Source organism: Undibacterium sp. GrIS 1.2 (assembly GCF_040544435.1).
In the GTDB taxonomy this organism is placed as follows: Bacteria; Pseudomonadota; Gammaproteobacteria; order Burkholderiales; family Burkholderiaceae_D; genus Undibacterium.
Map to the genome: position 1 here is coordinate 64,753 of NZ_JBEONP010000025.1, position 10,650 is coordinate 75,402.

The 10,650-nt window shown below is 47.1% G+C and carries 9 protein-coding genes; all 9 read left to right on the forward strand.

Going from position 1 to position 10,650, the window contains the following annotated elements; all coding sequences use genetic code 11:
* The 9 genes from murD (at position 1) to AAKU61_RS12525 (ending at position 10,415) form a co-directional block, all read left to right on the forward strand.
* On the forward strand, positions 1-1,539 hold the full coding sequence (murD, locus tag AAKU61_RS12485; protein ID WP_354332667.1) for a UDP-N-acetylmuramoyl-L-alanine--D-glutamate ligase: 1,539 nt from the start codon (positions 1-3) through the stop codon (positions 1,537-1,539).
* A gap of 86 nt (positions 1,540-1,625) precedes the next feature.
* Positions 1,626-2,759, forward strand: a complete 1,134-nt coding sequence (gene ftsW / locus AAKU61_RS12490) for a putative lipid II flippase FtsW (protein WP_354332679.1) — start codon at positions 1,626-1,628, stop codon at positions 2,757-2,759.
* On the forward strand, positions 2,756-3,829 hold the full coding sequence (gene murG, locus AAKU61_RS12495; protein ID WP_354332669.1) for an undecaprenyldiphospho-muramoylpentapeptide beta-N-acetylglucosaminyltransferase: 1,074 nt from the start codon (positions 2,756-2,758) through the stop codon (positions 3,827-3,829). The genes ftsW and murG overlap by 4 nt, the downstream gene beginning before the upstream one ends.
* 6 nt (positions 3,830-3,835) lie before the next feature.
* Positions 3,836-5,257, forward strand: a complete 1,422-nt coding sequence (gene murC / locus AAKU61_RS12500; RefSeq protein WP_354332671.1) for a UDP-N-acetylmuramate--L-alanine ligase — start codon at positions 3,836-3,838, stop codon at positions 5,255-5,257.
* Positions 5,258-5,370: 113 nt separating this feature from the next.
* Positions 5,371-6,333, forward strand: coding sequence for a D-alanine--D-alanine ligase (locus AAKU61_RS12505; RefSeq protein WP_354332672.1), 963 nt, complete (start codon positions 5,371-5,373; stop codon positions 6,331-6,333).
* Between the two features lie 4 nt (positions 6,334-6,337).
* Positions 6,338-7,141 (forward strand): cell division protein FtsQ/DivIB, encoded by an 804-nt coding sequence (locus AAKU61_RS12510; protein WP_322121243.1) that lies wholly within the window; start codon positions 6,338-6,340, stop codon positions 7,139-7,141.
* A gap of 4 nt (positions 7,142-7,145) precedes the next feature.
* A complete protein-coding gene (gene ftsA / locus AAKU61_RS12515) occupies positions 7,146-8,378 on the forward strand; it encodes a cell division protein FtsA (RefSeq protein ID WP_322121244.1) in 1,233 nt (410 codons plus the stop codon).
* A 157-nt stretch (positions 8,379-8,535) separates the two neighbouring features.
* Complete coding sequence (gene ftsZ, locus AAKU61_RS12520; RefSeq protein WP_354332675.1) at positions 8,536-9,735, forward strand: cell division protein FtsZ; 1,200 nt, start codon at positions 8,536-8,538, stop codon at positions 9,733-9,735.
* A gap of 173 nt (positions 9,736-9,908) precedes the next feature.
* Positions 9,909-10,415: a peroxiredoxin gene (locus AAKU61_RS12525; protein ID WP_354332677.1), complete on the forward strand. Its 507-nt coding sequence runs from the start codon at positions 9,909-9,911 to the stop codon at positions 10,413-10,415.
* Positions 10,416-10,650 lie beyond the last annotated feature (235 nt).

Below are 10,650 nucleotides of genomic sequence, written 5' to 3' on the forward strand. Positions count from 1 at the left end.
ATGGATTTTTCAGGCAAACATGTCTTGGTATTAGGCTTGGGTGAAACCGGGCTAGCAATGGCGCAGTGGCTGCTGCGCTGTGGCGCACGCTTGCGCGTTGCTGATACACGGACTGCCCCTGATCGTTTAGCCATATTGACTTCTTTATCTACGTCGATCGAGTTTGTCGGTGGTGAATTTACGACCTCTTTATTAGAGTCTATTGATGTAGTTGCCGTTAGTCCCGGCTTGTCGCCTTTGCGTGAACTGGCAAGTTTGTTGCCAGAAGCGAAGCAGAAAAATATTCCGGTCTGGGGTGAGATTGAATTATTCGCGCAAGCCTTAGATGCTTTGAAAGCAGAGCGTAATTACACACCGAAAATCATCGCGATTACAGGCACTAATGGCAAAACTACAGTCACCAGTTTAGTCGGTCAATTATGTGAACGTGCGGGTTTGACGACTAAGCTTGCTGGCAATATTAGTCCCGCGGTGCTGGATGTACTGCGAGAAGAATTGGAGAGAGAAGAGCTGTCGCACGAAGGATTAGAGTTTGGAAGCTTGCCTCAAGTATGGGTGCTGGAGTTGTCTAGTTTTCAGCTACACACGACTTATAGTCTAAATGCTGATGTTGCGACGGTGCTGAATATTACGCAAGACCATCTAGACTGGCATGGGGATTTGGCAGCGTATTGCGCGGATAAGTCACGTATTTTTGGCGCACAAACTTTGCAGGTACTTAATCGTGATGATGCCTTGGTCATGGCCATGGCTAAGCCAGATAGTAACTTCATCACTTTTGGCGTCAATGCACCGCTACAAGCGAATGATCTGGGACTATTAAACGAGCATGGTATGACCTGGTTGGCAACCGCAATACCCACTGAAGATGCGCCTGTACTTAGTCGTCGCAAGAAAAAAGAAGTGATAGATATCCCTGTAAGTATGTCGCGTCTGATGCCAGTCGATGCACTCAAAATACGTGGCCAACACAATGCAGCCAATGTATTAGCCGCATTAGCTTTATGTCGCGCTATCGGATTATCGTTTGCTCCTTTATTACATGGCGCACGTGAATATCAAGGTGAGCCACATCGGGTAGAGCTAGTTGCCAGCATTGCTGGTGTCGATTATGTCGACGATAGCAAGGGTACGAATGTCGGCGCAACAGTCGCTGCGTTAAAAGGATTAGGCCAAGAACTACTTGCATCAAACGATCAGCAAAAACGCATTCTTTTGATCGCTGGTGGTGACGGCAAGGGCCAAGACTTTTCACCTTTGGCGAGTGTGATTGCGCAGTATGCCAAAGCCGTATTTTTGATCGGTAAAGATGCGGGCGAGATTCGTAATGCAGCTCAAATCAGTCAGGTAGATATGATTGATTGCGCTAGCCTGGAACTGGCAGTGCAGGCCGCGTCTGAGCAGGCAGTAGAAGGCGATATTGTCTTGTTATCGCCCGCCTGTGCGAGCTTAGACATGTTCCGCAATTATGCGCATCGTGCAGAGGTATTTATTGATACGGCAAAAGAAATCGGTCTGGCACGCGGGGAGATATTCTGATGAAGCAAGCCATTTTGTCACTCGGTAAGTGGCTGCCGTTTACGGCAGAGCCAGTTACTGCGTCACATTTGGCCAAGCGTTCCAAGATGATGGAGTACGACCAAGCTTTAGTTTGGGTGACATTGATCTTGATGTTGTTCGGTATGGTGATGGTCTACTCTGCTTCAATTTCTTTGCCGGATTCACCTAAATATACTAACTATAAAAACTATCATTTTTTACTGCGGCAGGCGATGTTTATCAGCGTCTCTTTAGTCGCTGGCTTATTTGTGTTTCGTATCAAGATCGCTACCTGGCAAAAGTGGGCACCCTATTTGTTTGTAGTCACTTTGATATTGCTGGTTGCGGTGTTGGTACCTGGTTTAGGCAAAGGAGTGAATGGCGCTAAACGTTGGCTATCGTTCAAGGTATTCAATCTTCAGCCCTCAGAATTGATGAAGCTATTTATCGTTTTATATGCTGCCGATTACACCGTGCGCAAACAAGAATATATGCACAAGCTGACTAAAGGTTTTCTGCCAATGGCAGCGGCGGTTGGCGTCGTGGGTTTGCTATTGCTGCTTGAGCCAGATCTGGGTGCATTCGGCGTGATTGTTTGTGTCGCTATGGGTATTTTGTTTTTAGGTGGTATTAACGGTATCTGGTTTGGCGGAATTGCAGTGACACTTGTCGGGATTTTCAGCGCGGTGATTATGCTTTCCCCATGGCGTCGCGAAAGGATCTTTGCCTACCTCAGTCCGTTTGATGAAGACCATGCACTGGGTAAAGCCTATCAATTAACACATTCGCTGATCGCATTTGGCCGCGGCGAATTGTTCGGTGTCGGGCTGGGAGCAAGTGTCGAAAAACTGCATTACCTGCCAGAAGCACATACCGATTTTTTACTGGCAGTCATTGGCGAAGAATTGGGATTTGCTGGCGTACTGGTCGTGATTTTATTGTTCTACTGGATATTAAAGCGGGCCTTTGAAATCGGTCGTCAGGCAATCGCATTGGATTTGACATTCGCCGGTTTGACCGCAAAGGGTATTGGTATCTGGATCGGCGTACAGGCATTCATCAATATGGGCGTCAATTTGGGCTTACTACCCACTAAGGGTTTAACTTTGCCTTTAATGAGTTACGGCGGTTCTGGTGTATTGATTAATTGTGTGGGCTTGGCGATTTTGCTCAGAATAGATTATGAAAATCGCCTCCTGATGCGTGGGGGGCGGCTATGACACAAAAGAAACTGATGATCATGGCTGCTGGTACTGGGGGACATATTTTCCCTGGCTTAGCGATTGCGGAAACGATGAAAGCGCGTGGCTGGCAAGTCTCTTGGCTTGGTACTAGCAGTGGTATGGAAAACCAGATTGTTCCTCAGCACGGTGTGGCAATGGATACCATTACATTTACCGGTATGCGTGGCAAAGGCTTGATGCATACATTCAGTGGCGCTTTTAAATTAGCCGTTAGTTTCTTTAGTTGCCTAAAAATTTTGGGGCAGCGACAACCCGACGTAGTCCTGGGTATGGGTGGTTATGTGACCGTGCCAGGCGGTGTGATGGCGGCCTTGCGTGGCAAACCAGTCGTGCTCATGAATGCTGATTCTGCCTTGTTATTGTCGAATAAATTATTGCGTCCTTTAGCTAAACGCGTGCTATTCGGTTTGCCGTCTAGCGGTCTCGTTAATCATAATAAAGTTCAGGTTACTGGCAATCCTATACGTACTGAAATCTGTACTCTGCCAGAACCTACGAAGCGTTATGTAACAAGGACAGGGCCATTAAAAATATTAGTCGTCGGCGGTAGCCTTGGCGCACAAGCCTTAAACACAAATTTACCTGCCGCATTAGCATTGATCCCAGAACAAGACCGTCCATTAGTTACGCACCAATCGGGAAAAAAACATATTGATGTTTTACGTGCAAGCTATGCCACGTATGTTGTACGAGCAGAAGTATTGGATTTTATTGATGATATGCCGCGTCGATATGCTGATGCTGATCTGGTTATTTGCCGGGCTGGTGCAATCACCATATCGGAACTGACAGCAGCTGGTGTTGCTAGTATTTTAGTGCCGTTCGTTGCGTCTAGTACGTCACATCAGAAGGACAATGCACAATGGATGGCACAGCAGAAAGCGGCAGTTTATTTACCGCAGCGCGAATTAAACCCAGTTGACTTAGCGGCAAAGTTACAAAGCATCACGAGAGAACAATGTTTGGCGATGGCAGAGACTGCTTATAGTTTAGGTCAACGTCAAGCTAATGAAACTATTGCAAAAGTATTAGAGCAGTTAGCCTGAAAAAATATGAAACATAAAGTCAAACACATTCATTTTGTCGGTATCGGTGGCTCCGGAATGAGCGGTATTGCCGAGGTCTTGCTTAATCTGGGCTATACGATTTCTGGTTCGGATTTAGGTAGTAACGCGGCCTCACAAAGGTTAGCCAGTCTAGGCGCAAAAGTGATGCTTGGTCACGCAGCAGATAATATTGCGGGCGCTGATGCAATCGTCACTTCCACTGCGGTCAAAGCGGATAATCCTGAAGTTGTTGCCGCACGAGAAAAGCATATACCTATCGTTCCAAGAGCATTAATGCTGGCGGAGTTAATGCGTTTAAAAAGCGGTATCGCAATTGCAGGCACTCACGGCAAGACTACTACGACCAGTCTGGTTGCCAGTATTCTGGCTGAAGGCGGTTTTGATCCAACGTTTGTTATTGGTGGTCGTTTAAATAGTGCCGGTGCTAATGCCAAGCTCGGTAGTGGTGATTTTATTGTGGCAGAGGCGGATGAATCTGATGCTTCGTTTTTGAATTTGTTACCAGTGATTGAAGTCATCACCAATATTGATGCCGATCATATGGAAACCTATGAGCATGACTTTGGAAAATTGAAGCAAGCGTTTATCGAGTTTACTCAACGTCTGCCATTTTACGGTGTCGCTATTCTTTGTCTGGACGACGCACATATACGCGAAATTATGCCCTTTATTTCTAAACCGATTGTGACTTACGGTTTCCATGAAGAAGCAGATATCCGCGCAATTGATGCTAAAGCTGTTGGCGGCATGATGCAATTCACTGTAGTCCAGGATGGTTGCGAACCTATGCACGTGAGCTTAAATCAGCCCGGTATGCACAACATACAAAATGCGTGCGCCGCGATTGCAGTCGCCCGTGAAGTTGGTGTCGCCGATGCTGCCACTCAAAAAGCGTTAAGTGAATTCCATGGCGTCGGTCGTCGTTTTACCCGTTATGGTGAAATCGCTTTACCGGATACCGGTGCAGACACAAGTGTAGGCGGTCACGCAGGAGGTACTTTTGCATTGGTCGACGACTATGGACACCATCCGGTGGAAATGGCCGCAACCCTAGCTGCTGCCCGCGGTGCGTATCCGGGACGCCGTTTGGTGCTGGCCTTCCAACCGCATCGGTATACACGCACACGTGATTTATTTGAAGATTTTGTTAAGGTAATTTCGACCGCCGATGCAGTTGTTTTGGCAGAAGTGTATGCCGCCGGCGAGGCCTCGATCGTCGCTGCCGATGGTCGTGCGCTGGCCAGAGCTTTAAGAGTTACAGGCAAAGTAGAGCCGGTTTTTGTAGAAGAGATTAGCGATATGCCAGACAATCTTTTACATGTGCTGAAAGATGGCGATGTATTGATTGTGATGGGTGCCGGATCGATCAGCGCTGTTCCTGCAAAACTGGCAAATGCATTAGATTAATAAGTACTCAAGACTGACGAAGTTAGTGCAAGTAACTTTAATGCAGGTAACTTCAATACAAGCGAAGTAAAGACGATTGAATTTAATACGGAATAGAAGACAGAGATGCCATCATGAGTGACATTGCAAACGTAAAAGAATTAGGTAAAGTTGGCGTACTGTTTGGTGGGCGCTCCGCTGAGCGTGAGATATCGATCATGTCCGGCACGGGCGTACTGGCTGCTTTAAAAACCAAAGGTGTGGATGCGCATGGCTTTGATACTGGTGAGCGTAGTCTGGCTGATCTGGCAGCTGAAAAATTTGATCGTGTCTTTATCGCTCTGCATGGTCGTTTTGGTGAGGACGGTAGCTTACAAGGTGTGCTGGAGCAATTAGGTATTCCTTACACCGGTAGCGGCGTAATGGCGTCAGCTATTGCAATGGACAAAATTTTTACTAAGAAAATTTGGCAGAACCATCAGTTGACGACACCAGCATACGAAGTATTAAACGCTGAAACGGAATTGCGTCTGGTACCAGATCGTCTGAGTTTGCCTTTGATTTTAAAACCGCCACATGAAGGTTCGACAATTGGCATCACTAAAGTAAATGGCTACTCCGATATGAAGGATGCCTATGCACTCGCAGCGCAATTTGATGACGAGGTATTAGCAGAGGAGTTTATTCAAGGCCGAGAACTGACCGTAGCGATTTTGGGTACCGGTAAAGAAGCGTATGCCTTACCGATTATTGAGATCGTAGCGCCACAAGGTAATTACGATTATCAGAATAAATATTTTACTGACGATACTAAGTACCTTTGTCCTGCGCCGTTAGATGATGCATTGTCAGAGCAAATACGGCAAATGTCTGTAGACGCTTACCGCGCAGTGAATTGTGAAGGCTGGGCGCGGGTTGATGTATTGCTCCGAGCATCCGACAACCAAGCGTTTTTGATTGAGGTCAATACTTCGCCAGGCATGACAGGACATTCGTTGGTGCCGATGGCCGCTCGTGCAGTTGGTTTAAGTTATGAAGATTTATGTCTGAAAATTTTGCAGTCCGCTCGCTTAAAGATGTCGAAGGGTAATCAGTAAGCATATGTGGCAAGACGTCAGGTCTATGAATACAACAGCAAATGCGTTGTTCGGTGTTTTTTTGCTTGCGTTGATGATGTCTGGTGTGTGGTGGTTAGTGCAGCGTCCGATGTTTACGTTAAAAGTAATTCAAGTGGTAGGCGCCGATCAGCAGCCATTACGACACGTGAATGCACTGACGATTCGTGATACTGCCTTACCTAAATTGAAGGGTAATTTTTTTACGACAAATCTGGACGGTGTACGTACTGCATTTGAAGCGGTACCTTGGGTACGTAAAGCTAGCGTGCAAAGAGAATGGCCAAATAAGTTGATTGTCACTTTGGAAGAGCATCAGGCTTTGGGTACTTGGGGTGAAGAAGGACGATTGATGTCAGTGAAGGGCGATGTATTTACCGCCAATCTGGCTGAAGCGGAAGAGGATGCGGAGTTAATTGATTTTGCAGGACCAGAAGGTAGTGAGAAAGAAGTGCTGGCGCGCTATATCGATTTTAAAACCTGGTTTGCCAAAATCAGTTTAGCGCCCGAGTCTGTGCAGTACTCCAGTCGTTACGCCTGGAGTGTGAAATTGAACAACGGTATGAAAGTCGAGTTGGGTCGGGTACAGGATGATCAGACTCTGCAAAGCCGGGTAGATAAATTGCTGACAGTGTACCCACAGTTAGTCGCAAGTTTGCAAGACAGTATTGAAAGTGTAGATATGCGTTATCCGAATGGATTAGCGCTGAAATCGAGTCACAGTGGCTTCGGTATCGCTAGCAAGTTAAGTGGAAAACAAAGCAGCAAACTCAATGTCAAACGAAAGTAAGTAAATGACAAAAGATGCAAAAAACCTGATCGTCGGCCTCGATATCGGCACCTCAAAAATTGTTGCGGTCGTCGCAGAGGTCATGCCGGATGGTCGCCATGAAGTAATCGGCCTTGGTCAGCACGAATCTAAGGGGCTGAAAAAAGGTGTAGTCGTCAACATTGAGGCAACGGTCGAATCAATTCAGCGTGCATTGGAAGAGGCCGAGCTGATGGCGGACTGCAAAATCCGCAATGTCTATACCGGTATTGCAGGTAGTCATATCCGCAGCTTTAATTCCAGCGGCATGGTTGCGATTAAAGATAAAGAAGTCACGGCTGCTGATGTATCGCGCGTGATTGAGACTGCCAAGGCAGTAAATATTCCGACCGATCAGCAACTGCTACATACCTTGCCGCAAGAATTTATTGTGGATAGCCAGGACGATGTGCGCGAGCCTATTGGCATGAGCGGCATTCGTCTCGAAGTAAAAGTACATATCGTCACTGGTGCAGTTTCTGCGGTACAGAATATCGTCAAGTGTGTACGCCGCTGTGGTCTAGAAGTGTCTGATTTGATTTTGCAGCCGATGGCATCGGCCGAGGCAGTGCTGACCCGGGATGAAAAAGAGCTTGGCGTTGTCCTGATTGATATCGGTGGCGGCACGACAGACGTGGCTGTGTTTAGCGAAGGCGCAATCCGTCATACCGCTGTAATCCCGATTGCCGGTGATCAGATCACCAATGATATCGCTATGGCATTGCGTACACCAACATCAGAAGCAGAAGAAATCAAGATTCGTTTTGGTGTTGCCAAACAGGTGCTGGCCGACCCATCTGATTCTTTGGAAGTACCGGGTCTTGGTGATCGTGGTCCGCGCTCGTTATCGCGTCAGGCTTTAGCCGCTGTGATTGAACCGCGCGTCGAAGAATTATTCGCCTTAGTGCATCAGGTAGTGCGTGAATCTGGTTATGAAGATGTGCTGTCCTCCGGCATCGTACTGACCGGTGGTTCCGCGATCATGCCAGGCATGGTTGAAATGGCTGAAGATATCTTTTTAAAGCCTACACGTTTAGGTATGCCGGTGTACTCAGGGCAGTTAGCAGATGTCGTGCGTAGCCCGCGTTACGCCACAGTTTTGGGGTTGTTGTTGGAAGCGAAGAAGCAGTATATGCGCGGTCATATTGTTACGCGGCAGGAAGGTTCTGCAAAAGCGGTATGGCAGCGCATGAAAGAGTGGTTTTTGGGGAATTTTTAAGTAGTTTTTTGATGGTTTTTTTCGCATAAATAGTAGTAATCATTTTATAATGTTCTGATCTGCAGTTATTAGTCGCTAGGCGTGACACCGTTGTTGAAAATTTGTATTTCAAACGTGATGCCTATCGACTAAAAACTGCCTACCTAAAGGAGTCATGATGGAGTTCGATATGGTTGATAACGCTACGCAAGGCACCGTAATTAAAGTCGTCGGTGTTGGTGGCGCAGGTGGTAATGCTGTGCAGCACATGATTAACAAAGGTGTGGCAGGAGTTGAATTTATCGCTGCTAATACTGATGCTCAAGCATTGCTGCAATCTAAGGCACACAACGTCATTCAAATCGGTGAAACCGGTTTGGGTGCAGGGATGAAGCCGGAAGTCGGTCGCCAGTTGGCGGAAGAATCCCGTGCTCGCATTCAAGATGCATTACGTGGTTCGCACATGGTATTTATCGCTGCTGGTATGGGCGGTGGTACCGGTACTGGTGCTGCCCCCGTAGTGGCACAGATCGCCAAAGAATTAGGCGCCCTGACGGTTGCTGTGGTTTCCAAACCTTTCTCATACGAAGGTAAAAAATGCATGGACATCGCGGACGAGGGTCTGGAAGCCTTGTCACAGCATGTGGATTCGCTGATTATTATTCTCAATGAAAAATTGGAAGAGATCTACGAAGACGACAGCATGATCGAATGGCTGCAACACGCCGATGACGTGCTCAACAACGCGGTTGCCGGTATTGCGGAAATCATCAATGTTCCAGGTCATATCAACGTCGATTTCAATGACGTGAAAACGATCATGGGCGAACAAGGTAAAGCGATGATGGGTACGGCAACAGCATCCGGTGTTGATCGTGCACGTATCGCGGCAGAGCAGGCAGTTGCTTCGCCGTTGTTGGATGGTATCGATTTGTCCGGTGCTCGTGGTGTGTTGGTCAACGTGACTGCTAGCCGCGGTCTCAAAGGTAAAGAGATTAAAGAAGTCATGGCGGCAGTTCGCGCTTTTGCAGCACCTGATGCTTCTATCGCACAAGGTATCGCTTACGACGATACGATGGGCGATGATATTCGCGTCACGGTCGTCGCAACTGGTTTGGGTCGTGGCAAGAAAAATATCCAGTTAGTACAAACACCAATGCTGCGTACAGGTACTCATAATGAACCTATTATGGCGTCGCCAATGACAGCTTCTGCTGGTATGCATTCTGGTGTGGCGACTTCTGCCGGTGGTTTTGATGGCTTGAGTAAACCTGCAGTATGGCGTCGTGAGTCTGCGTCGGATACAGTTCGTGCGTTGGAAAAAAATGGCATGGAAACCTATGACATCCCAGCGTTTTTGCGCAAGCAAGCTGACTAAGTAGATTCTTGTTTTATAAAACGCCAGCATTCGTGCTGGCGTTTTGCTTTCTGCGCAAGAATGCAGACTCAGGCATACTTGCGAACACCCCGTATTCGAATTGTATTATTTTGTTCGAACGGAATATTCAGCACTCATTATTTATCACTTATCATTCACATAAGGAGTCAAACATGACAATCAAAATCGGTGACAAACTACCAGCAGGCAGCCTCGCAGAATTTATTGAAGTTGAATCAGAGGGTTGCTCCCTCGGCCCGAATACTTTTAAAGTAGAAGATTTAACCAAAGGCAAAACTATTGCCATCTTCGGTTTGCCAGGTGCTTACACGCCAACTTGCTCCGCTAAACACGTACCGGGTTATGTGCAGCATGCCGCTGAATTTAAGGCTAAAGGCGTTGATGAAATCTGGTGTATCTCGGTCAACGATGCGTTTGTAATGGGCGCATGGGGACGCGAGCAAAAAGCAGTCGGCACAGTACGTATGATGGCCGATGGCAACGCAGATTTCAGTAAAGCATTGGGCTTGGATGCTGACTTCAGTAAGTTTGGTATGGGCACACGCTCACAGCGTTACTCGATGCTGGTTGTTGATGGCGTAGTCAAGCAATTGAACGTAGAAGAAGGCGGCAAATTTGAAGTTTCAAATGCCGAGACTTTGTTGGGGCAGTTAGCTTGATTTGAGTAGTGACAGGATGAAACAGGATGAGGATACGAGCCGGATCAAGTCTGGATCAGATCCTCGTCCATGATCTGAAGCTTGCTTGAGCATTATCAGAATATGGTACAAAGCTTAGCTTAAATATATAGGAGAGTGCGGTAAGCGTCCAACGCTACCATCTATGAACAGCAAATAATTTCATGCACTGTCCAGACTGGATCATTTTGGAGAGCAAAGTATGTCAAGAATCAAA